This window comes from Streptomyces siamensis (assembly GCF_039543605.1).
Taxonomy (GTDB): Bacteria; Actinomycetota; Actinomycetes; order Streptomycetales; family Streptomycetaceae; genus Streptomyces; species Streptomyces siamensis.
This window is the reverse complement of sequence record NZ_BAABKB010000002.1, coordinates 157506-178290: the sequence shown is the minus strand read 5'-3', so window position 1 is coordinate 178290 and position 20785 is coordinate 157506. Positions and strand designations below refer to the sequence as shown.

The following is a 20785-nucleotide window of genomic DNA, read 5'->3' as shown; positions in this document are numbered from 1 at the left end:
GATTGGGTCGGGACCGGGGTGGGCCGAGGGCGGGGTCGGGATTGGGTCGGGACCGGGGTGGGCCGAGGGTGAGGCCGAGCCGGGGCCGGGGCGTGATGTCCCGGCCCCGCGTCCCGGCACTCGGGGATGCCCAACTCCCCAGCCCCGCAGGCCCCCTAGGCCCGCTCACCCCCATAGACTCCCCGGCCATGAGCGCGTACTGGCTGCTGGCCCTGATCCCCTTCCTCGCGGGCGTGGCGGTGACCGGCCAACAGGGCATGGTCGCCGTGACCGAGCGCGTCGTGCGCCGCACCGCGCGCCGCGTCGAGGGCACGGTCACCGGGCATCTGGCCTCCCGCGAGGCGACGTACGCCGCCCTGCACCCGGTGGTCCGCTGGACCGGCGACGACGGCGTGGAGCACGAGCGCGCCGTCCCCGACACGATCGGCGCCCACGCCCTGCCCGAAGGCAGCCGGGTCCGCCTCCTGTGTGTCCCCGGCGCCCCCGACTCGGTCACCCTGGACGCTCCGGACCGCTACCGGTCGGCGGTCGTCGGCGCCTGGGCGGGAGTCCTGCTGTGCGCGGGCACGCTGACCGCCGTCCTGATCCGCATCGCGACGCTGCTGCCCGAGGGGTACGGCTACTGATCCGCGCCGGGGGCGGGTACCGGGGTTCCGGTACCGGGGTCAGGCTCCGGGGTTCCGGTACCCGCGGTCAGGCTCCGGGGTTCCGGTACCCGCGGTCAGGCTCCGGGGTTCCGGTACCCGCCGTCAGGCTCCGAGGTTCCGGTACCAGGGTCGGGCTCCGAGGTTCCGGTACCAGGGCCACGTAGGAGGTTCCGGTACCGAGCTGCGGCAGCGGGCTCCCGGGTGCGCCGCCGACGGCTCCCGGCCAATGCCCTGGCCTGCCCGTATCTCACTTTCGTACGGTGACGGCAGTACGGTGTCCCCCATGCGCCCCGACACGCCTGCCGAGAACGTCGACCACAACGCCGAAGCAGCACGCCTGGAGCGGACTGCCGAGCTCTACCCCGAGGACGCCGAACACCTGCTCGTGCAGGCCGCGGCCCACCTCGAACTGGCCGGCGACCGCGCCCGCGCCACGTCGCTCTACGACAGTCTGCTCGCTTCCTCGACGCCCCTCGACGACCCTTCCCTCGTACGCGCCCTGAAGGCGTCGAACCTGTGGGAGTACGGCCACGAGGCCGAGGCGCGCGCGATCATCGACGGCGTCCGTGCCGCGGCCCCGCGCGACGCCGCCCCCTGGGTGATCGTCGCGGAGGCGCTGGAGCACCACGACGAGCTGGAGGCGGCGCAGGAGACGTTCACGGAGGCGGCCACGCTGCTGCTCGCGGACGTGGCCGAGCCCCCGTACTCGACGCTGCCCGTGCTCTTCGGCCGGCACCGGGTGCGCAGGATGCTGGGCGCGGCGCACGACGACTGGGACACCCTGGCGGACACCCTGCACTCGTCGTCGGTCTCCCTGGACGAGCTCCACGACCCCAAGCGGGTCTGGTCCCTGGGCTCCGACAACCCGGCGGACATCCAGGCGGAGATCAGCCGGCTGCGGGCCGAGCTCGGCACGTACCGGGAGGCACTCTCCCGTCCCTTCCCGGTGGCGGTCCTGCACTGGACGGCGCCGGAGCTCACGGAGCTCGTGAGCGCCTACCCGGACCTCTCCGCCGAGTACCCCTCGCACGAGGAGCACCTCGCGACGATAGAAGCCTCCCTGCGCGAACTGTCCGCCTCGGGCACCCCGAACCTGGGCATCGTCACCGGCACGGTCCCCTCCTACGAGGCCTTCGCCGCCTCGGAGGCCACGTCCCCCGCCGACCCGGCCCTCCTCCCCCAGTACGCGACGACCCTGGCAGCCCGAGGCCGCGCGGAGGCGTGGCCGCCGCAGCGGGCGGCGGCTTGCTGGTGCGGCTCGAACCGGCAGTACAACGCGTGCCACGGGATCACGGCGGCTTGAGTCCGGCGGCGCCGTTCTCTCGGCATCCGTCCCCGAAACACGTCCAGGGATATCGAGCACATCTATTCCGCACCCACTGTTCCTTCACAACTCGCTCGCGCGCGGGCAGGGACATGCCCGGTCGGCGTGCGGGCGTGCCAGTTCAGCGTCCGTGGCTCGGTGCGTTCACAGCAACGGGCGAGTGTGGGCTTCCCCTGCGCACCCTGCAGCGCGGTTCGTCGGCGGTGTGGCAGCCGGTACTGAAGTCGGCGCTCTCCATCCCCCCTTGGAGCAATGGCCGCGCAGATCCGCTCGCCGAACACTGGGAGCAGCTGCGCAAGCTGAACAGCCGCGCAGAGGTCGAGATGTGCCTCGACTTCGTCTTCAAGGGTGAGAGCCCGGTTCCGATCGACGAAGTCATGGCCTTCCTCGACGCCGAGCGGGAGGAAGACCCCACCGGCGACGAGGCGCCCTCCTTCGACCACCGCTACCGCGCCCTGCGGCACAAGGAGTACGAGCGTCTCCGCTCGGGCAACGACGAGAGCGAGCACTCCCGCGACGAGCAGTTCGTGTGCGAGTCCCCGCTGGGTGACAAGAGCGTGCTCGATCCGCTCGGTGTCACCGGTCCGATGCTGGTCAAGAAGCTCCGCGAGGTGCGGGCTCTGAAGGCGTTCACCCGGCTCGTCGACGCCGAGTCGACGACCGATGCCAAGGAGATGCCTCTCTCCGAACGCCCACTGCGCTGGCTCCCGGCCATGGAGGTGCGTGGCGAGGGGGTCTTCCTCTGCCTGGACGAGGAGCGACTCGGCGCCTGGGAGAAGACCACGGCGGTGGCGGCCAGGACCGAGCGGATACGCGCGGCTCACCAACGGGTGCTGGAGCGGCGGGCCGACGATCCGAGCCGGGTCGTCCCCTCCCCGGCCACTCCTCGCATGGTGCTGCTGCACACTCTGGCCCACGTTCTCATCGACGAGTGGAGTCTGGAGGCGGGCTACCCGGCCGCGGCCCTGCGTGAGCGTCTGTACGCCGCCGTCGACATGGCGGGGGTGCTCGTCTACACGGCGACGAGCGACTCGGCGGGCAGCCTCGGCGGCCTCGTCGCTCAAGGCGAACCGGAGCTCCTGGACCGCACGGTGCGTTCGGCGGTCCACCGCGCCGAGTGGTGCTCCTCGGATCCGCTCTGCATGGAGACCGAGGCCTCCGGTGCCGGCGGAACCAACCTCGCCGCCTGCCACGCCTGCGTGATGCTGCCCGAGACGAGCTGCGAGCACAACAACATCCTGTTGGACCGCGCTGCTCGTCGGTACCCCCGACGATCGTCGTCTTGGCTTCTTCGCGGACGTACTCACCGGGTGACAGCGAGGGGCCAGCCGGCAGTCTGCATGATGCCCGCGCCGGCCCCTGCCCTGATGCCTCGATTGACCTCGATGCACGTTTGGTGAGGGTGGGCGCCGGGTGACGGAAGGGCCGGGTTAGCCTCGGTTCGTTCGACTGACGCAGCAGCGGGAGGCAGTGATGGCGAAGGTACCGGCCGCGGTGGTGGCCGCGAGCGGGCTCATCGGCGGCTACGGCGTGGCGCGCTGGACCAAGAAGCGGCAGCTGGGCGGGGTCGTGCTCGCCGCCGCGGGCGCCACGGCCGCGCAGCAGTGGCGGCAGGCCGCCGGCGGGAAGGCCGCCGGTGCGCTGACCGCCGCCTACGTCGCCGCCTTCGCCGGGTCCCACCCGCTGGCCAAGAAGGTCGGCGCCTGGCCCGCCGTGTTCGGCGTCGCCGGGGCCGTGGCCCTCGCCTCCTGGGCCGTCGCCGACCGCAAGGCCTGAGGTAAGCGGGGGGGTGACGCCGACCGCCCACCCCCGGGCGCGGGCTCACCCCGCCGGACACCGAGCGTGGGCGCGGGCTCACCCCACCCGCCCCGCCCCCTCCCCCCGAAACGCCCGTCGATACGCGTGCGGGCTCGTCCCCGCCACCCGCTTGAAGCGTTCCCGGAATGCCGTCGGTGAGCCGAATCCGGCCTGGGCCGCGATGCGTTCGACCGGATACGTGGTCGTCTCCAGCAGGTACTGGGCGCGCCGCACGCGGGCACGGTGCAGCCACTGGAGGGGCGTCGTGCCGGTCTGTTCGCGGAAGCGGCGGTTGAGGGTGCGGGTGCTCATGCCGGCATGGGCCGCGATGTCCTCCAGGGTCAGGTCGCGGGCGGCGTTCTCCTCCAGCCAGTCCAGGAGCGGTTCCAGCGTCGTCCCCGTCGGCACCGGCGGCTGGGTGTGGACGATGAACTGGGCCTGGCCGCCCTCGCGTTCCAGCGGCATGACGCACATCCGGGCGGCGTGCGCGGCGACGGCCGAGCCGTGGTCCTTGCGGATCATGTGCAGGCACATGTCGAGGGCGGCCGCCGCGCCCGCCGAGGTGAGGAACTGGCCGTTGTCGACGTAGAGGACGTTCGGGTCGACGGTGACGGCCGGGTGCAGGGCGGCCAGGTCGGGGGCCGCGATCCAGTGGGTGGTCGCGCGCAGTCCGTCCAGCAGCCCGGTGGCGGCGAGGACGAAGGCGCCCACGCAGACCGACGCGATGCGGGTGCCGTTCGCGGCCGCCGCACGGAGCGCCTCCGCGACGCCCGGCGGGAGCGGGGCGGTGGGGTCGGCGACGCCCGGCAGGATGATCGTGTCCGCCTCGGCCAGGGCCCGCAGACCGTGCGGGGCGCGCAGGGTGAACGGTCCGGCGCCCACCTCTCTGCCCGCCTCGACCGCGCAGACCCGAACCCGGTACGCCTCCCTGCCGTCGGGCAGCCGGGCCCAGCCGAAGACGTCGATCGGGGCACTGAGATCGAACGGGATGACCTGGTCGAGCGCCAGTACGGCCACGGTGTGCATGGCGAGAGCGTACGTGGACAACGGTTTCCGGTCACTCCCGTGACCTGGGTGTCCGTGCTTGGCCGGGACGGCCCCTCCGGTGTGACTCCGGGATTCTGGCCGGGTGAGAGGCCTCCACGGGATCCAGGGGGCCCACTGGCGAGAATCCGTTGGGGCCTGGCAGAACCGCCACTTCTGCAAGATCCTCCCCCGCCCTACCGTCACCCCGTGACGAAGTTCCTCCTCGCCGTCCACGTCATCGCCGCGATCGTCGCCGTCGGGCCCGTGACGGTCGCCGCGAGCATGTTCCCGCCCGCCGCGCGCAGAGCCCTCGCCGCGCCGGACGACGAGCGTGCCCTCGCCACCACGCGCCTGCTGCACCGCATCTGCCAGGTGTACGCGGTCGTCGGCGTCGCCGTCCCCGTCTTCGGCTTCGCCACGGCGAGCGACATGGGGGTCCTCGGTGACACCTGGCTGATCGTCTCGATCGCGCTGACCGCGCTGGCGGCGGTGGTCCTGGGCGCGCTGGTCCTGCCCCGTCAGAGCGCGCTCGTGGAGGGCACGGGCGACCGGCGGACGACCGTACGGCTCGCCATGTTCACCGGGATCTTCAACCTCCTGTGGGCGACCGTCACCGTCCTGATGATCGTGCGGCCGGGGTCCACCACGGGGGCTTAGGATCCCGCCCATGTACCCACAGCAGGAACAGTCGGCGCCGGGGGCCTACCTGGCCTTCGTGGAGCGCCAGTTGACGGCCGACGGATGCGCGACGCGCTGGGAGGACTGGGCCGGGGTGCCCGTCCTCGTGGGGCGGCGGGCCGACTTCAAGATGCGCTGGATGGCGACCAGGCTGCATCTGTTCACGGTGGCCGCGGCGGTCCCGGAGATAACCGTGCCCGTCGTCTCGGCCTTCACGGACCAGGTGATGAAGTACGCCAAGGACACCAAGGGCGGTCTGCCCGTGGGGATGCAGAACGGCATCGGCGCCTTCCCGCTGCTCGTCAGCGACCGGGTCGATCCGGCCGCCGTGCAGTGGGCGGAGGCGCAGCAGCGCATCAAGTTCGCCTGCATGACGCGGCCCGTCGTGGTCGACAGCTCGCGCAACCACGTGGGGATGTACCGCGGGAAGCCGGCCCTCGGCCGCGTCTACGCCTCGTACTTCATCGAGAAGGGTTCGCGGTACTTCTACGGGCAGTGACCGACCGCCCCCCGGGGCGCCCGGGGTTCCGGGCTCCCCGGGTTCCGGGCGTCCGGCGCGAGCGGCTCACGTCCGGTGCTCCAGCACGTTGACCACCCGCCCGTTCGGGTCCCGTACGAAGAAGCGCCGTACGCCCCACTCCTCCTCGCGCAGTTCGCGTACGACCTCGGCGCCCGAGGCGAGGACCTGCTCGTAGACCGCCTCCACGTCCTCGACCTCCACGCTCAGGTCGGGGACGACGGGGGCGGTGCGCTCCTCGGTGAAGAAGCTGATCTGGGCGGTGGGGTTGGAGGGGGAGGCCAGTGTCATGACCCAGCCCAGGTGCATGACCTCCTCGAAGCCGAGCAGGCCGTAGAAGTCCCGGCTGGTGGCCATGTCCTTCTCCGACCCGACGTGGACGTCCGGGACGATCCTGCGCACGGTCATGCGGGGCTCCTCACACCTTCGTGGCCGCCGGTGACGGCTCCTCGCGCCTCGTGGCCGCCAGTTACGGCTCCTCACGCCTTCGTGGCCGCCGGTTACGGCTCCTCGTGGCCGTCGGCGACGGCTCCTCGCGCGTCACGGGCGGCGGGCCAGGCTCAGTTCCTCGTTGAAGTCGTCCGCCAAGTCTGCCCTGAACTGCCGTGCCACCGCCGCCGCGACGAGCACCCCGGTCGCCATCAGCAGCGTGAAGAACGCCCATACCAGCGGCCATGCGCCCGCGAACCCGTCCGGGGGGCCGGGATGCGTGCGCAGCGACACGTACAGCAGCGTCGCCGGTCCGACCGCGACCAGCAGCAACGCCCAGGCCAGCGCGTCCCGGTGGCCGAAGTAGGCGGCCAGGAGCAGCAGGACCACGGCGAGGGTCACGACGCCGGCGCCGGTCACGGGGCTCGTCTCCGTGAGGGAGCCCTCCGTCGTCCGGCGGTTGCCCAGGTCCCAGGGCAGGCACAGGAGATACGCCGTGCAGGAGAGCACGGCGCCGAGCAGGCGCGTCAGCCGGCGTTCCGGCCCGGGGCACGTTCGCAGGGGGCTCAACAGCTTCTCGGTCATGCGTACGAGGGTTCCCGTCCGGGCGGCGGGCCGACAGAGTACGCGTACTCAGGTGCCCGTACTCAGTTCCGTGTGCCCGGGGGCGTCTGCCGGGCCGTGCCCGAAAGCCGGGGCCCGCCGCGGGCCCCGGGGGCTGGGAGCCCAGCCGCGGCCCGGGGCCCGTGCGGGGGGTCAGCTCCTCGTCGACGCGGACGACGCGGCGGCCCCGGTCGGTTCCACCGACAGTGGCGTGGCGATGTCCTCCAGCGAACGGCGCTCGGCGTTCACCGCGAGGAACGCGGCGACCAGGCCCGCCGCGCACATCAGGGCCGCGCCGATCCGGAAGGCGAGCACGGTGTCGCCGACCACCCCGGACTCCGTGAGGTCGGCGAAGACCAGCGGGCCGCTGATGCCGCCCGCGGCGGTGCCGATGGCGTAGAAGAAGGCGATGGCCATGGCGCGGGTCTCCATCGGGAAGATCTCGGAGACCGTGAGATACGCGCTGGAGGCACCCGCGGACGCGAAGAAGAGGACCGCGCACCAGCAGGCCGTGAGCGTCGCCGCGCTCAGCGAGCCGCGGTCGAAGAGCCAGGCCGTGCCGAACAGCAGCAAGCCCGAGAGCAGGTACGTCGAGGAGATCATGATCCGGCGGCCGACGGTGTCGAAGAGCTTGCCGAGCAGCAGCGGGCCGAGGAAGTTGCCGGCCGCGATGACGGCGAAGTAGTAGCCGGTGCCGCCGGTGGGCACGTCGAAGAACTTGGTGAGGATGGCGCCGAAGCCGAAGGTGATCGCGTTGTAGAGGAAGGCCTGGCCGATGAACAGGGCGAGGCTGAGGACGGCACGCTTGGGATAGTGCGCGAACACGGTCCTGGCGATGATGCCGAAGCCGATGCTCTTGCGCTGCCGGATGGTGATCTCGCCGCGGGCGCGGGGCAGCGGTGCGCCCTTCTCCCGCTCCACGTCCCGTTCGACGGAGGCGACCAGTTCCTCGGCCTCCTCGCCCCGGCCGTGGATGAACTGCCACCGCGGGCTCTCCGGCACATGCCGCCTGACCAGCAGGATCACCAGTCCGAGGACCACACCGAGGCCGAAGGTGAGCCGCCAGCCGATGTTCGCGGGGAAGATGTCCGTGTTCAGCATGACGATGGACAGCAGTGCGCCGCCGATCGCGCCGAGCCAGTAGCTGCCGTTGATGATCAGGTCGACCCGGCCCCGGTACTTGGCGGGGATGAGTTCGTCGATCGCGGAGTTGATGGCGGCGTACTCGCCGCCGATGCCGAAGCCGGTGAGGAAGCGGAAGGCGAAGAACCACCAGGCGTCGACGGAGAGCGCGGTCAGCGCGGTCGCCGAGAGGTAGACGGCGAGGGTGACCATGAAGAGCTTCTTGCGGCCGTAGCGGTCGGTGAGCCGGCCGAAGAAGAGGGCGCCCGCGCAGGCGCCCGCCACGTACAGGGCCGCGGCGGTGCCGGTGACCTGGGCGGAGGTGATGGCGAGGCCGCTGCCCTCCTCGGAGAGCCGTCCGGCGATGTTGCCTACGGTGGTGACCTCCAGACCGTCCAGGATCCACACGGTTCCCAGGCCGATCACGATCATCCAGTGCCAGCGGGACCAGGGTAGCCGGTCGAGGCGGGCGGGCACGTCCGTGGTGACGGTGCCGGTGGGGGCGGGTCCGGAGGCGCCCGGGGCTGGTGCGGTCATGGCTCCCTCTTTCCTGAGCGAACCACGTCCGGGTGCCCCTGCCTCCGGCCTTCACGCCTGCGCACGGCGCCGGCCGGGCGGACGTGCGGGCCTGCACGCGGCATCGGCGGGAGGGACCTCCAGCCCTGTACGCGGCACCGGCGGGAGGGGTCCACCATGCCTGCACCCGGCAGCCGCGGGGGAAGGGCCTCCATCCCTCCAGCCTGCACCGCACGCCCTGCACTCGCACCCGGCAGCAGGGGCCCGCATCCGGCCCCCCGCACCCGCGCCCGGCAGCACAGGCCCACAGGCCCGCCACCGGCCGGCGCTCGGGCCGACGACCCCGGCCAGGGCCGACGACGGCCGTTCGGGCCGACGACGGCCGCTCGGGCCGACGGCCGGCGTTCGCCGCTCAGGCCCCCAGCGCCCGCGACACCACGTAGATCAGCAGACCCGCCAGCGAGCCCACCACCGTGCCGTTGATCCGGATGAACTGGAGGTCGCGTCCGATGTGCGCCTCGATCTTCCGGGTGGTGTGCTCGGCGTCCCAGCTCGCGACGGTGTCGGTGATCAGCGAGGTGATCTCCGTGCGGTACGTCGTCACCACGTACACCGCCGCGTCCTCCACCCAGGAGTCGACCTTCGCCTGGATCTTGGGCTCGGTGGCCATGCGGGCGCCCAGCGACAGCAGCGAGGCCCGCACGCGCAGCCGCAGCTCGCTCCGCTCGTCCTCGGCGGCGGACACGATCATGGAGCGTACGGCGGTCCAGGCGGAGGCGATGAGGTCCTGGACCTCCCCGCGGCCCAGGACCTCGCCCTTGAGCCGCTCCACGCGCGCGCGGGTGTCGGTGTCGGACTGGAGGTCGGAGGCGAAGTCGGTGAGGAAGCGGTCGAGTGCGCCGCGCGCCGGGTGCGAGGGGGCGTCGCGCATCTCGGTGACGAAGCGGAGCAGCTCCTTGTAGACCCGTTCGCCGACCCGCTTGTCGACGAACCGGGGGGTCCAGCCGGGGGCCCCGCCCTGCACGGCGTCCAGGACCTGCTCGTCGTGCAGCACCAGCCAGTCGTGGGCGCGGACACAGATCAGGTCCACGACGCGTCTGTGGCCGCCGTCCGCGACGATCCGCTCCAGCAGCTTGCCAATGCCGGGGGCGATCTCCTGGGCATCGGCGCGGCGCGTGATGGCCTCGCCGACCACGGCCTGCACGTCGGAGTCCCGCAGGACGGCCAGCGCGCCGCGCAGCGCGGTCGCCAGTTCGGCCGTCACCCGGTCGGCGTGTTCCGGTTCGGCGAGCCAGGAGCCGAGCCTGCTGCCGATGCCGACGGCCCGCAGCCGCTGGCGCACGACCTCCTCCGACAGGAAGTTCTCGCCGACGAACTCGCCGAGAGAGACCCCGAGCTGGTCCTTCTTGGTGGGGATGATCGCGGTGTGCGGGATGGGCAGGCCGAGCGGATGACGGAACAGGGCCGTGACCGCGAACCAGTCGGCGAGGGCGCCGACCATGCCCGCTTCGGCCGCCGCCGCCACATACCCGGCCCAGGCGCCGGCGCCCTCGTGGGACGCCCACTTGGCGAGGACGTAGACGAGCGCGACGAGCAGCAGCAGACCCGTCGCCGTCGCCTTCATACGGCGCACTCCGCGGCGGCGCTCCTCGTCGGCGGGGCTGAAGGTGGTCATCGCCCGGCCCGGCCGCCCGGCGGTCGCCGTCGTCGCGGTGTTCACGGCGGCGGCGGACCGGGCAGGCTGCTCTGGATCGCTTGTTTCACCTGATTTCGTGCGTTCCATCCACTCCATCCGTTCTCAGTGCCCGTACACATTGTCCCTTCCTGGGCTCCTTCCTGACCGACTCCTGGAACGGACCAGGAGTTCCCGGCGTCTGTTCGGAGGGGGAATCGACCAAGGGGTCCCGTAGGGGGCGCTGTCGGTGTTCTTCCGCCCCATGACGCATCATGGGGTGATCACATCGGAGCCTCGGGCTCCCATCGTCCGAGGAGACACGCACCGCATGACCAAGCGTCACGTCGGGGGTGCGGGGCACGCTGTGGACCCACAGACGTCCGCAGTCCCCGTGAGACACGGCGCCCTGTTGGCCGCGATCATCGCCCTGGTCGTGGTCCTTTCCGCCGGCATCTACATCGGTGTCTCGGCCGACGACGGGAGCGGCGACCACAACAACCTCGCCGCGGGCCGTGCACCGCACAACTCGGCGGCGCCCGCCTCCACGGGCACCTGGGTCGGCGCATGGTCGGCCTCCCCCGTGGGGGCCGAGCCCGGCACCGAGACGCACGGCATGGCGGGCCGCTCCATACGCAACGTCGTGCACGCGAGCGCCGGTGGTACGAGTGCCCGCATCACGCTTTCCAATCTTTACGGGCAGCAGCCGCTGACCCTCACGCACGTCTCGCTCGCCGTCGCCGCGACGCCGAACAACGCCGCCGCGGCGGCCGACACCATGCGCCGCCTCACCTTCGGCGGCAGCCCCACGGTCGTCATCCCGGCGGGCGGGCAGGTGATGAGCGACGCGGTGCGCGTGCGGATCCCGCACGGCGCGGACGTCCTCGTGACCACCTACGCGCCGACCGAGTCCGGCCCGGTCACCTACCACCCGCACGCGCGGCAGGTCTCGTACGTCGCGGACGGCGACCGCACGGAGGACGTGACCAGCACTGCGTACACCGAACAGAGCGATTACTGGCGGTACTTGACGGCGCTGGACGTGCTGAGCGACGAGGCGGCGGGCACCGTCGTCGTCCTCGGCGACTCACTGACCGACGGCATCACGTCGACGGTCGGCGCCAACCACCGCTGGACCGACGTCCTTTCGGACCGGCTGCGGGCCGCGGCCGGGTCGGGCGACACGCCCCGCTACAGCGTCGTCAACCAGGGAATCAGCGGCAACCAGGTGCTCGCGGCGGGGCTCGGCCGGCCGGCGGACAACCCGAGCGGGCTGTCGCGGTTCGGGCGTGACGTCCTCGACCGCACCAATGTCAGGGCCGTCGTGATCGACCTCGGCGTCAACGACATCCTGCGCAACCCGAACCAGGTCGACCCGGTCACCGTCACCGACGGCCTGCGGAAGCTGGTGCGTCAGGCGCACGCCCGCGGACTGCGGGTCGTCGGCGCCACCCTGATGCCGTTTCAGGGGCACCGCGGCTACACCGCCGCGCGCGAGGCCGTGCGGCAGGCCGTCAACGCGGAGATCCGGTCGGGGAAGGTGTACGACGACGTCGTCGACTTCGACGCCGCGCTGCGCGACCCGTACAACCCGCGGCGGCTGCGGTCCGACTACGACTCGGGCGACCACCTGCACCCGAGCGACAAGGGGTACCGGAAGATGGCCGAGGTCTTCGACCTGGACGACCTGAAGGGCTCGGCCCCGGCAGAGCTGTAAGGCTTCCCCACGTGCCGGCGAGGCGCTCCCTGGGGGACCATGCCCCGGGGCCGGAGGAAGGTGCGGGCCGGACGGACACCGGCCCCCGGAGCCTGAAGGGGCCTGAAGAACCGAACCCGGGCCGGAGGCGCCTCAAGGGCTCAGGCAGCACCACAGGGCGCCGGCAACAGCACGGGGCGCGGCAGCACCGCAGGACCCGGCAGCGGCCCGGCTCCCGGACCGTCCGAGGCCCGCACGGCCCAGGCGGGCAGCCGGCGACCGGTGCGGTCAGTAGTCCCCGTCGCGGTACCGGTCGCGGACCGTCGGGGGCCCGCACGGGGCGGTCGGCGGCCCGGGCGGGGCGGTCGGCGGCCCGGGCGGGGCGGTCGGCGACCGGTGCGGTCAGTAGTCCCGGTCGCGGTGCTCGCGCCGCTCCCGGTGGCGCTCGCGGCGCTCCTCCTGCCGGGCCCAGTGCCGCTCACGGCGCTCCTCGTGGCGCGCCCAGCGCTCCTCGTGGCGCTCGCGGATCAGATCGCGGGCCTCGTCGAGCGCGTCGAACATGTCGCCGAGAGCCTCCCGCCGGGACCCCCCGGCCTCCGCTCCCTCCAGCTCGGCGCGGGCCGCCTTGCGGTCCAGCTTCTCCTGCCGGCGCTCCGCCTTCAGACGCTGCCGCTCGGCGCGGGTCAGCTTGCGTTCGACGCCGACACCGCCCCAGAACGCGAAGCCCGTGACGATCACCCTGGGCGCCCCGGGCTCCCCGGGCCGTCCCTCCTCGCGGTGGTCGAACCCGCCCATGATGCCGATGCCGCGGACGACCACCTCGACACCGGGCGGCACGATGACATTGACACCGCCCATGACCGCCACACAGTTGATGACCACGTCACGGTCCGCGAAGTTCGCCTCGCGCAGGTCGATCTCGCCGCCGCCCATGAACGCGAAGGAGTTGAAGCGCCTGGGGACCGTCCAGCGGCCCCTGCGCTCGAAGCCCGACAGGATCGCGACGCCCCACGAGGACGACCCCTCGCCGCCTACGATCCGCCCAGCCCAACTGCCCTCCCCCACAGGCTCCTTGACCATGGAGACCGGGGCCGCGACCGCCGAGCCCGGAAGGTCGCGGGTGATCGGCGCCAGCTCCCCGTACGTACGGGCCTGGTAGGTCGCCTCCAGCCGCTCCTCGAACTCCTCCATGTCGAGACGGCCTTCCGCGAGGGCGTCCCTCAGCTGCTCGGCGACTCGTTCACGGTCGGCGTCGGAGGCTCGCAGTTCCGGCACATCGTCGGTCATGGAGGTCAGCCTACGAGACTGCCTTGCCCGCGTACATGCGGCTGATGACCGCCTCGATGTCCGGCTCGCGCACCGAGAGGTCGACGAGCGGGTAGCGTGCCGCGATCCTGGCCACGAGCGGAGCGGCCGACTCGGAGGCGGGGAAGGCCAGCCACTGGCGCGGCCCCTCCACCTTCACCACCCGCGCCGGCTCCGCCTCGATCGGCGGAAGCTCCCGCTCCAGGTCCACGACCAGCGTCCGCTCGCTCTCCCCCACCTCGTGCAGCCCGGCCGGCGAGCCGTCGTACACCAGCCGGCCGTGGTCGATGACCATCACCCGCCGGCACAACTGCTCGATGTCGGTGAGGTCGTGGGTGGTCAGCAGCACGGTCGTGCCGCGTTCGGCGTTCAGGTCGCGCAGGAACTCCCGCACCCGCGCCTTGCTGATCACGTCCAGGCCGATGGTCGGCTCGTCGAGGTAGAGCACCTCGGGGTCGTGCAGCAGCGCGGCAGCGATGTCACCGCGCATCCGCTGCCCCAGGGAGAGCTGCCGTACCGGCACGTCCAACAGGTCACCGAGGTCGAGGAGTTCGACGCAGCGGTCGAGGTTCTCGCGGTAGCGGCCGTCCGGGATGCGGTACATGCGGTGCATCAGCCGGTAGGAGTCGATCAGCGGGAGGTCCCACCACAGGGTCGTACGCTGCCCGAACACCACCCCGATGCGCCGCGCGAGACGGGTGCGCTCGCGGGACGGGTCGATGCCCGCGACCCGCAGCCGGCCGCCACTCGGTGTCAGGATGCCGGTGAGCATCTTGACGGTGGTCGACTTACCCGCGCCGTTCGGCCCGATGTAGCCGACCATCTCACCGCGCCGCACGGCGAACGACAGCGAGTCCACGGCGCGCACCTGCCTCCGTTCGGCGCGCAGGAAGCCGGTCCTTCTGCGCACCTCGAAGACCTTCTCCACACGGTCGAGAAGGATGAGGTCGGCGTCCTCGTTGTCCATGGGTCAGCTCCCTGTGCTGCGGTACGACCGAAGGCCCGCGCGCCAGGCGAGACCCGCCGGCACGCAGCAGACCGCCGCGACCAGCGGCGGTGCGAAGGCGACCCACGTCGGCAGGTCGAGCGGATAGGGCCGCCCCAGCACGTACAGCGCGGGCAGCCAGTTGACGAACGCGATCGGGAACACGAAGGTCACCCCGCGCAGCAGCTCCGTGGCGAAGACGGTGGGCGGGTACTGAAGGAGCGTGCTGCCGCCGTAGGTGAAGGAGTTCTGCACCTCGGAGGCGTCCTGGGCGACGAACTGGAACGCCGCGCCGCCCACGAACACCGCGGCGAAGATCACTCCGCCGCTGAGCAGCATCAGCGGGACCATGAGGACCTTGAGCGGCGTCCAGGACACGTCGAGCACGGCGACGGCGTACCCGAGGACCAGCAGTCCCTGGGTGATGCGGCCGAGGCGGCGCAGCGCGAAGCGGTCCGCGGCGACCTGCGCGAGCACGGGCGCGGGACGCACCAGGAGGGTGTCGAGAGTGCCGTCGCGCACCCGCCGGCCGAGCCGGTCCATCGAGCCGAACGCCAGGTCGGCGAACCCGAAGGCGGTGCCCGCCACCCCGTACAGGAAGGCCACCTCGGGCAGCGAGTAGCCGCCGAGCCGGTCGACCTGCGAGAACATCAGCAGGATCGCGGCGAAGTCGAGAGCGGTCGCCGCGAAGTTGCCGAAGGTGGTCATCGCGAAGGAGGCACGGTAGGCCATCGTGGAACGGATCCACATGGCGGCGATCATCCGGTAGGCCCGCAGTCCCTCGCGGACCTGCTCGTACCTGCCCTGCGGGGCCCACACGACGTCCGCCGGACCCCGCTCCGCGGGGCGTGTGCCGTCGCGCGCGGGGCTAACCACCCTGCACCACCACCCGTCGTGTCGCCGCGGACTGGACGAGCCGCCCGGCCGCGAGCAGCGCGGCGGCCCAGGCCGCCTGGAAGAGGTAGGTGCGCGGCAGGTCGGCCGTGCCGAGCAGGACGTCCACGGGCGCCTGGATCAGCGACGACCAGGGCAGGGCGCGCACCACCTCGCCGAGGACACCCGGGAACACGTTCAGCGGCAGCAGCATCCCCGAACAGAAGATGCCCGCGATCCACGCGAGTTGGGCCACCCCGGCCCCGTCGAGGAGCCAGAACGCGCAGAGCGCCACCAGGAAGCGCAGGGCGAAGCTGACGACCACACCGAGCGCCACCGCCACCAGGAACGCGATCCAGGCCAGCGGGTCGGCGGGCAGCGCCAGGTCGAAGAAGAGCGCGCCGAACGCGAGCGGGACGACACCGCGGCCCAGCAGATGGAACAGGGCACGGCCCGCGTCCTGGGCCAGCCACCACAACTGGAGGTCGGCGGGCCGGTACAGGTCGATCGCGATGTCACCCGTACGGATTCTCTCGATCAGCTCGTCCTCGAAGCCGCCGCCCATCACCGCGACGACCATCAGCAGTGCCTGGCCCAGCCACACGTAACTGAGCGCCTGCGCCTGGTCGTAGCCGCCGAGATGCGGTCTGTCGTCCCACAACGCGATGAAGATGTACGCCAGGATCAGCCCGAAGACGGTGTTGGTGAACACCCCCGCCGCCGTGGCGGTCCGGTACGTGGCGTAGCGCCGGAACCCGCCGACCGCGACGGCGGCGTACAACCGCCCTGTGCCCACGAGGAGATCCTCTCTGGTGTGCCCGAGCCCGCCGGCAGCCGCGCCGAGGCCAAAGGTCCGGAGCCTAACCGCGGGGCCGAGACACCCGCCATGCATTTTCCGGGCGGGACGCGTGCCGGGAACCGGGAACGGAATGACGGGTGCGAAAGTCTTCAAGTGGGGGCGCACAAGGCGTACGAGGTCGTACGGCGACGTACGAAGCGAAACGGGAGTCCGGCGAACAGATGAGTGACGAGCCGCAGCACGGAGCGGGTCCGCAGGAAGGAGCACCGGGCGAGCCCGGCAAGAAGCAGAAGCGGGGGCGCACCGGCTGGCGCCGGCTCGTGCCGACCTGGCGGATGGTGTTCGGCACGTTCCTCGTCGCGATGCTGCTCCTGATCGGCTTCTTCGCGCTCGGCTACTACCTGGTGAAGATCCCGCCCGCGAACGCCGCGGCGACCAAGCAGAGCAACGTCTACCTGTACGCCGACGGCAGCCAGCTCGCCCGGGACGGCGAGGTCAACCGCGAGAACGTCTCACTCGCGAAGATCTCCAAGGACGCCCAGCACGCCACGCTCGCGGCCGAGGACCGGGACTTCTACAGCGAGTCGGCCGTCGACCCGCAGGCGATGCTCCGCGCCGCCTGGAACACCGCCACCGGCAAGGGCAGGCAGTCCGGCTCGACGATCACCCAGCAGTACGTGAAGAACTACTACCTGGGCCAGGAGCAGACCGTCACGCGGAAGGCGAAGGAGTTCTTCATCTCCATCAAGCTGGACCGGGAGAAGAGCAAGGACGACATCCTGGAGGGCTACCTCAACACCAGCTACTACGGCCGCAACGCTTACGGGATCCAGGCCGCCGCCCAGGCCTACTACGGCGTCGACGCGGACGAACTGACGGTCGGCCAGGGCGCCTACCTCGCCGCCCTCCTCAACGCGCCCAGCGAGTACGACGTGATCGCGCACCCCGAGAACAAGCCCGCCGCCCTCGCCCGCTGGAACTACGTCCTCGACGGCATGGTCGCCAAGAAGTGGCTCACCCCCGCGGAACGCACCGGCGTGAAGTTCCCCGCGCCCAAGCAGGCCAAGGGCTCGGCCGGCATGTCCGGCCAGCGCGGCTATCTCGTGCAGGCCGTCAAGGAGTACCTCACGAGCAACGAGATCATCGACGAGGACACCCTCGCCGCCGGCGGCTACCGGATCACCACCACACTGCAGAAGCCCAAGCAGGACGCCTTCGTGAAGGCCGTCGACGACCAGGTGATGGACAAGCTCGACAAGAAGAACCGCAAGACCGACACCTACGTCCGCGCGGGCGGCGTCGCCATCGACCCCGCCAACGGCAAGGTCGTCGCCATGTACGGCGGCATCGACTACACCAAGCAGTACGTGAACAACGCGACCCGCCGCGACTACCAGGTCGGCTCCACCTTCAAGCCGTTCGTGTTCACCTCCGCCGTCGAGAACCACTCGACGACCCGCGACGGCCGCATGATCAACCCGAACACCGTCTACGACGGCACCAACAAGCGCTCCGTACGGGGCTGGAGCGGCGCCGCCTACGCCCCCGAGAACGAGGACGGCTACTCGTACGGCGACATCACCGTGCGCACCGCCACGGACCGGTCCGTGAACTCGGTGTACGCGCAGATGGCCGTCGACGTCGGCCCGGACGAGGTCGAGAAGACGGCCGTGTCCCTCGGCGTCCCCTCGAACACCCCCGACCTGACCGCCTCCCCCTCCATCGCACTCGGCCCGGCCACCGCCAGCGTCCTCGACATGGCGGAGGCCTACGCCACCCTCGCCAACCACGGCAGGCGCGGCACGTACACGCTCGTCGAGAAGATCACCAAGGACGGCGCGGAGGTCGTGGACCTGCCGAGCCACGACACTCACCAGGCGGTGAGCCGCGAAGCGGCGGACACCACCACCTCCGTCCTGCGCAGCGTCGTCCAGGGCGGCACCGGCACGGCCGCACAGGCCGCGGGCCGCCCCGCGGCCGGCAAGACCGGCACCGCCGAGGAGGACCAGGCCGCCTGGTTCGCGGGCTACACCCCGGACCTCGCCACCGTGGTGTCCGTGATGGGCCAGGACCCCGACACCGGCGCTCACAAGCCGCTGTACGGCGCCCTCGGCGAGAACCGCATCAACGGCGGCGCCTACCCGGCCCGGATCTGGGCGCAGTTCACCCGGACCGCGCTCCGCGGCACCCCGGTGTCGGACTTCGACCTCCAGCTCCAGCCGGGCGCCGAGCAGACGCAGACCCCGACGACCGAACCCAGCACGCCGGACACCATCGGCGGCCAGGACGACGACGGCGGCACGTCGGACGGCCAGGACATCCAGGGCCAGGACCAGGGCCAGAGCCAAGGACAGGTCGAGGGCCGGACCGAGGGCGGGACGGAGGGCCAGGACCAGGGCCAGAGCCAGGGGCAGATCGAGGGCCAGACGGACGGCGGCACCACGGACGGCGGCACGATCGACGGCGGCACCACGGACGGCGGGACCACCGACGGCGGCACCACCGACGGGGGGACCACCGACGGCACCGGCACCGGAGGGGCGACGGACGGTGGCACGACCGACGGCGGCACGACCGGGACGATCGCCGGCACCAACCCCTTCGGCCGGGCCCCGCACCGCCGCTCCTAGTACCTCGGCCCGGCCGGTGACCGGGCCGGTCGATGGCCGGGTGGGTCAGCGGCCGGGCCGGAGGCCGGGCCGCCGACCGGACCCGTCAGTGGCCCGAGGTCGCCTTGAGACCCACCACGGCGACCAGCAGCAGACACACGAAGAAGATCCGGGCGGCGGTCACCGGCTCGCCGAGCACCACCATGCCGAGCACCGCCGCCCCGGCGGCGCCGATCCCGACCCAGACTCCGTAGGCGGTACCGATGGGCAAGGACCTCGCGGCGTACGAGAGAAGAAGCATGCTCGCGACGATCCCGGCACCCGTGGCCAGGCTCGGCCACAGCCGGGTGAAACCGTCGGTGTACTTCATGCCGATCGACCAGCCCACCTCCAGCAGACCGGCGACGACGAGCAGAACCCAGGCCATGACGGCACCTCCGAGAATCGGACGACAGGGGGTGCGTCGTCTTTGCGATCCCGGTACGGCGCGTCTCGTCGGGTTCCTCCACGGTAGCAAAACCCAGGCAAAAAGGGCTGGTGACCATGGTCACCAGCCCTTTCGGCAGACGTACGCCTACAAGTACAAGCCGGTCGAGTCCTCGGAGCCCTCGAAGCGGTCCGCGGCGACGGCGTGCAGATCCCGCTCGCGCATCAGCACGTAGGCAATCCCGCGCACCTCGACCTCGGCACGGTCCTCCGGGTCGTACAGAACGCGGTCGCCCGGCTCGACCGTCCGGACGTTCTGCCCGACGGCGACGACCTCGGCCCAGGCCAGACGGCGGCCGACCGCCGCCGTCGCGGGGATCAGGATGCCGCCGCCGGAGCGGCGCTCACCCTCCGCGGCGTCCTGCCGCACCAGCACACGGTCGTGCAGCATGCGGATGGGCAACTTGTCGTGATGGGTGCTGTGCTTATCCCGATTGGCGCTCACGACCCGAACCTACCTGCCCCGGCCGCTTCCGCACGCGAGTGGGTCGATCCTCGTCCCGCGGAAACCACCCGGCGGCCCCCGGGGCGGGCCGCGCCCGCCCCGCCCCCGGACCCCGGCGGATCAGCGCTTGCGGCGCCGGGAACCGACGGCGAGCAGCCCGACGACACCGACCACGACCAGGGCCACCGGCACGATGCGCTCCAGGCGGGGCGCGCCCTCCTCGGTGACCAGCTGGCCCTTCACATCGCTGACGACGCGATTGACGCCGACGTAGGCGCGGCCGAGCGTGTGGTCGATGTGCGAGGCGACCTTGGCCTTCGCGTCACCCACGATCGTCTTCGGGTGCACGCGCACGCCGATCTCGTCGAGGGTCTCGGCGAGCGTTTCGCGGCGGCGCTTGATGTCCGCCTCGATCTCCGCCGGAGTCCTGGTATCCGACGTTCTCGACGTATCCGACACCGCACTGCCTCCGTGGTCGTGTTCTGACTCCCTGCTTTCGACAGTCTGTCAGCTCGGGCAGCCGCGCACCCCTCGGCACCCCCATTACGCTCGTCACCCATAGGTCCGTAAACCATCTCCCGGCCACGTGAGGTACCGATGAGCGAGCGACTCCAGCCCGGCGACACCGCCCCCGACTTCAGCCTGCCCGACGCCGACGGCAACGAGGTCTCCCTCTCCGCCCACAAGGGCCGCAAGGTCATCGTGTACTTCTACCCGGCCGCCCTGACCCCCGGCTGCACCAAGCAGGCCTGCGACTTCACGGACAACCTCGACCTGCTGGCGGGCGCCGGATACGACGTCATCGGCGTCTCCCCCGACAAGCCCGAGAAGCTCGCCAAGTTCCGCGAGAAGGAGTCCCTGAAGGTCACCCTGGTCGGCGACCCCGACAAGACCGTCCTGGAGGCCTACGGCGCCTTCGGCGAGAAGAAGCTGTACGGCAAGACGGTCGTCGGCGTCATCCGCTCCACCGTGATCGTCGACGAGGAGGGCAAGGTCGAGCGGGCCCTGTACAACGTGAAGGCGACGGGCCACGTGGCGAAGATCATCAAGGACCTCGACATCTGAGCCCCCACCCCTCCCGCAGCGGCTCGCCCCGCCCCGTCGGCGCGAGCCGCTCCGCGTTTCCCGCGTGACGGGACGGGCGTGGGTTCGTTACTCCGTACGAGGGTGCGACATCCGAGCGAACGACGTGGGGACTGGACCCACTGCGAGACGAGCGGTCCCGTGCCCGACAGGCCGTACGGGAGCGGCACAGG

The 20785-nt window shown here is 71.7% G+C and carries 20 protein-coding genes, 1 pseudogene and 1 riboswitch; of the genes and pseudogenes, 9 read left to right on the top strand and 12 right to left on the bottom strand.

Annotated elements, in window-relative coordinates:
• Positions 1-188: 188 nt before the first annotated feature.
• The 4 genes and pseudogenes from ABEB03_RS03575 to ABEB03_RS03560 all read left to right on the top strand — a co-directional run bounded on the left by ABEB03_RS03575 (position 189) and on the right by ABEB03_RS03560 (position 3747).
• Positions 189-626 (top strand): DUF3592 domain-containing protein, encoded by a 438-nt coding sequence (locus ABEB03_RS03575; RefSeq protein ID WP_345640996.1) that lies wholly within the window; start codon positions 189-191, stop codon positions 624-626.
• Positions 627-930: 304 nt separating this feature from the next.
• Positions 931-1950, top strand: coding sequence for a YecA family protein (locus tag ABEB03_RS03570; RefSeq protein ID WP_345640993.1), 1020 nt, complete (start codon positions 931-933; stop codon positions 1948-1950).
• Positions 1951-2096: 146 nt separating this feature from the next.
• A pseudogene (gene drmB, locus ABEB03_RS03565) lies at positions 2097-3285 on the top strand (DrmB family protein); the annotation flags it as partial.
• Positions 3286-3444: 159 nt separating this feature from the next.
• Positions 3445-3747 carry a hypothetical protein gene (locus tag ABEB03_RS03560; RefSeq protein WP_345640991.1) on the top strand — a complete coding sequence of 101 codons (303 nt, stop codon included), beginning with the start codon at positions 3445-3447 and terminating at the stop codon, positions 3745-3747.
• Between the two features lie 78 nt (positions 3748-3825).
• Here ABEB03_RS03560 and ABEB03_RS03555 read toward each other — a convergent pair whose 3' ends face one another.
• Complete coding sequence (locus tag ABEB03_RS03555; RefSeq protein WP_345640989.1) at positions 3826-4794, bottom strand: GlxA family transcriptional regulator; 969 nt, start codon at positions 4792-4794, stop codon at positions 3826-3828.
• 207 nt (positions 4795-5001) lie between these two features.
• On the opposite strand from ABEB03_RS03555, the gene ABEB03_RS03550 reads away from it, so the two are divergent.
• Together ABEB03_RS03550 and ABEB03_RS03545 are read left to right on the top strand one after the other, a co-directional pair.
• Positions 5002-5451 carry a hypothetical protein gene (locus tag ABEB03_RS03550; RefSeq protein WP_345640986.1) on the top strand — a complete coding sequence of 150 codons (450 nt, stop codon included), beginning with the start codon at positions 5002-5004 and terminating at the stop codon, positions 5449-5451.
• A 10-nt stretch (positions 5452-5461) separates the two neighbouring features.
• Complete coding sequence (locus ABEB03_RS03545; RefSeq protein ID WP_345640983.1) at positions 5462-5971, top strand: levansucrase; 510 nt, start codon at positions 5462-5464, stop codon at positions 5969-5971.
• A gap of 66 nt (positions 5972-6037) precedes the next feature.
• On the opposite strand, the gene ABEB03_RS03540 is transcribed toward ABEB03_RS03545, so the two are convergent.
• The 4 genes from ABEB03_RS03540 to ABEB03_RS03525 all read right to left on the bottom strand — a co-directional run bounded on the left by ABEB03_RS03540 (position 6038) and on the right by ABEB03_RS03525 (position 10451).
• The gene (locus ABEB03_RS03540; RefSeq protein WP_345640980.1) at positions 6038-6397 is read right to left on the bottom strand and encodes a VOC family protein; all 360 of its coding nucleotides are present in this window, start codon (positions 6395-6397) and stop codon (positions 6038-6040) included.
• Positions 6398-6529: 132 nt separating this feature from the next.
• Positions 6530-7003 (bottom strand): hypothetical protein, encoded by a 474-nt coding sequence (locus ABEB03_RS03535; protein ID WP_345640977.1) that lies wholly within the window; start codon positions 7001-7003, stop codon positions 6530-6532.
• A gap of 171 nt (positions 7004-7174) precedes the next feature.
• Positions 7175-8680 (bottom strand): MFS transporter, encoded by a 1506-nt coding sequence (locus ABEB03_RS03530; RefSeq protein WP_345640974.1) that lies wholly within the window; start codon positions 8678-8680, stop codon positions 7175-7177.
• Positions 8681-9071: 391 nt separating this feature from the next.
• A complete protein-coding gene (locus tag ABEB03_RS03525; RefSeq protein ID WP_425589173.1) occupies positions 9072-10451 on the bottom strand; it encodes a DUF445 domain-containing protein in 1380 nt (459 codons plus the stop codon).
• 211 nt (positions 10452-10662) lie between these two features.
• Here ABEB03_RS03525 and ABEB03_RS03520 point away from each other — a divergent pair, with 211 nt between their 5' ends.
• The gene (locus tag ABEB03_RS03520) at positions 10663-12048 is read left to right on the top strand and encodes an SGNH/GDSL hydrolase family protein (protein WP_345640973.1); all 1386 of its coding nucleotides are present in this window, start codon (positions 10663-10665) and stop codon (positions 12046-12048) included.
• Positions 12049-12429: 381 nt separating this feature from the next.
• Here the strand turns inward: ABEB03_RS03520 and ABEB03_RS03515 are convergent, their stop codons facing one another.
• The 4 genes from ABEB03_RS03515 to ABEB03_RS03500 are packed head-to-tail and all read right to left on the bottom strand — an operon-like array spanning position 12430 to position 15986.
• Positions 12430-13314, bottom strand: a complete 885-nt coding sequence (locus ABEB03_RS03515) for a DUF1707 SHOCT-like domain-containing protein (RefSeq protein ID WP_345640970.1) — start codon at positions 13312-13314, stop codon at positions 12430-12432.
• A 10-nt stretch (positions 13315-13324) separates the two neighbouring features.
• On the bottom strand, positions 13325-14299 hold the full coding sequence (locus tag ABEB03_RS03510) for an ABC transporter ATP-binding protein (protein ID WP_345640967.1): 975 nt from the start codon (positions 14297-14299) through the stop codon (positions 13325-13327).
• Positions 14300-14302: 3 nt separating this feature from the next.
• Positions 14303-15136 (bottom strand): ABC transporter permease, encoded by an 834-nt coding sequence (locus tag ABEB03_RS03505; RefSeq protein ID WP_345644009.1) that lies wholly within the window; start codon positions 15134-15136, stop codon positions 14303-14305.
• A 49-nt stretch (positions 15137-15185) separates the two neighbouring features.
• A complete protein-coding gene (locus tag ABEB03_RS03500) occupies positions 15186-15986 on the bottom strand; it encodes an ABC transporter permease (RefSeq protein WP_345640964.1) in 801 nt (266 codons plus the stop codon).
• A gap of 224 nt (positions 15987-16210) precedes the next feature.
• On the opposite strand from ABEB03_RS03500, the gene ABEB03_RS03495 reads away from it, so the two are divergent.
• The gene (locus ABEB03_RS03495) at positions 16211-18619 is read left to right on the top strand and encodes a transglycosylase domain-containing protein (RefSeq protein WP_345640961.1); all 2409 of its coding nucleotides are present in this window, start codon (positions 16211-16213) and stop codon (positions 18617-18619) included.
• An 85-nt stretch (positions 18620-18704) separates the two neighbouring features.
• Here the strand turns inward: ABEB03_RS03495 and ABEB03_RS03490 are convergent, their stop codons facing one another.
• The 3 genes from ABEB03_RS03490 to ABEB03_RS03480 all read right to left on the bottom strand — a co-directional run bounded on the left by ABEB03_RS03490 (position 18705) and on the right by ABEB03_RS03480 (position 19988).
• The gene (locus ABEB03_RS03490; RefSeq protein WP_095934614.1) at positions 18705-19025 is read right to left on the bottom strand and encodes a DMT family transporter; all 321 of its coding nucleotides are present in this window, start codon (positions 19023-19025) and stop codon (positions 18705-18707) included.
• A gap of 30 nt (positions 19026-19055) precedes the next feature.
• Positions 19056-19121: riboswitch (guanidine-III (ykkC-III) riboswitch) on the bottom strand.
• 51 nt (positions 19122-19172) lie between these two features.
• The gene (locus tag ABEB03_RS03485) at positions 19173-19475 is read right to left on the bottom strand and encodes a GroES family chaperonin (RefSeq protein WP_187285621.1); all 303 of its coding nucleotides are present in this window, start codon (positions 19473-19475) and stop codon (positions 19173-19175) included.
• Positions 19476-19649: 174 nt separating this feature from the next.
• Entirely contained in the window at positions 19650-19988 is a 339-nt protein-coding gene (locus ABEB03_RS03480; protein ID WP_345640956.1) for a DUF3618 domain-containing protein, read from the bottom strand.
• Between the two features lie 138 nt (positions 19989-20126).
• On the opposite strand from ABEB03_RS03480, the gene bcp reads away from it, so the two are divergent.
• Complete coding sequence (gene bcp / locus ABEB03_RS03475) at positions 20127-20594, top strand: thioredoxin-dependent thiol peroxidase (RefSeq protein ID WP_345640953.1); 468 nt, start codon at positions 20127-20129, stop codon at positions 20592-20594.
• Positions 20595-20785: the final 191 nt, after the last annotated feature.

Coding starts and splice junctions, on each gene's coding strand:
- ABEB03_RS03575 (WP_345640996.1), top strand. CDS start 189: ATGAGCGCGTACTGGCTGCTGGCCCTGATCCCCTTCCTCGCGGGCGTG.
- ABEB03_RS03570 (WP_345640993.1), top strand. CDS start 931: ATGCGCCCCGACACGCCTGCCGAGAACGTCGACCACAACGCCGAAGCA.
- ABEB03_RS03560 (WP_345640991.1), top strand. CDS start 3,445: ATGGCGAAGGTACCGGCCGCGGTGGTGGCCGCGAGCGGGCTCATCGGC.
- ABEB03_RS03555 (WP_345640989.1), bottom strand. CDS start 4,794: ATGCACACCGTGGCCGTACTGGCGCTCGACCAGGTCATCCCGTTCGAT.
- ABEB03_RS03545 (WP_345640983.1), top strand. CDS start 5,462: ATGTACCCACAGCAGGAACAGTCGGCGCCGGGGGCCTACCTGGCCTTC.
- ABEB03_RS03540 (WP_345640980.1), bottom strand. CDS start 6,397: ATGACCGTGCGCAGGATCGTCCCGGACGTCCACGTCGGGTCGGAGAAG.
- ABEB03_RS03535 (WP_345640977.1), bottom strand. CDS start 7,003: ATGACCGAGAAGCTGTTGAGCCCCCTGCGAACGTGCCCCGGGCCGGAA.
- ABEB03_RS03530 (WP_345640974.1), bottom strand. CDS start 8,680: ATGACCGCACCAGCCCCGGGCGCCTCCGGACCCGCCCCCACCGGCACC.
- ABEB03_RS03525 (WP_425589173.1), bottom strand. CDS start 10,451: ATGGAGTGGATGGAACGCACGAAATCAGGTGAAACAAGCGATCCAGAG.
- ABEB03_RS03520 (WP_345640973.1), top strand. CDS start 10,663: ATGACCAAGCGTCACGTCGGGGGTGCGGGGCACGCTGTGGACCCACAG.
- ABEB03_RS03515 (WP_345640970.1), bottom strand. CDS start 13,314: ATGACCGACGATGTGCCGGAACTGCGAGCCTCCGACGCCGACCGTGAA.
- ABEB03_RS03510 (WP_345640967.1), bottom strand. CDS start 14,299: ATGGACAACGAGGACGCCGACCTCATCCTTCTCGACCGTGTGGAGAAG.
- ABEB03_RS03495 (WP_345640961.1), top strand. CDS start 16,211: ATGAGTGACGAGCCGCAGCACGGAGCGGGTCCGCAGGAAGGAGCACCG.
- ABEB03_RS03490 (WP_095934614.1), bottom strand. CDS start 19,025: ATGGCCTGGGTTCTGCTCGTCGTCGCCGGTCTGCTGGAGGTGGGCTGG.
- ABEB03_RS03485 (WP_187285621.1), bottom strand. CDS start 19,475: ATGCTGCACGACCGTGTGCTGGTGCGGCAGGACGCCGCGGAGGGTGAG.
- bcp (WP_345640953.1), top strand. CDS start 20,127: ATGAGCGAGCGACTCCAGCCCGGCGACACCGCCCCCGACTTCAGCCTG.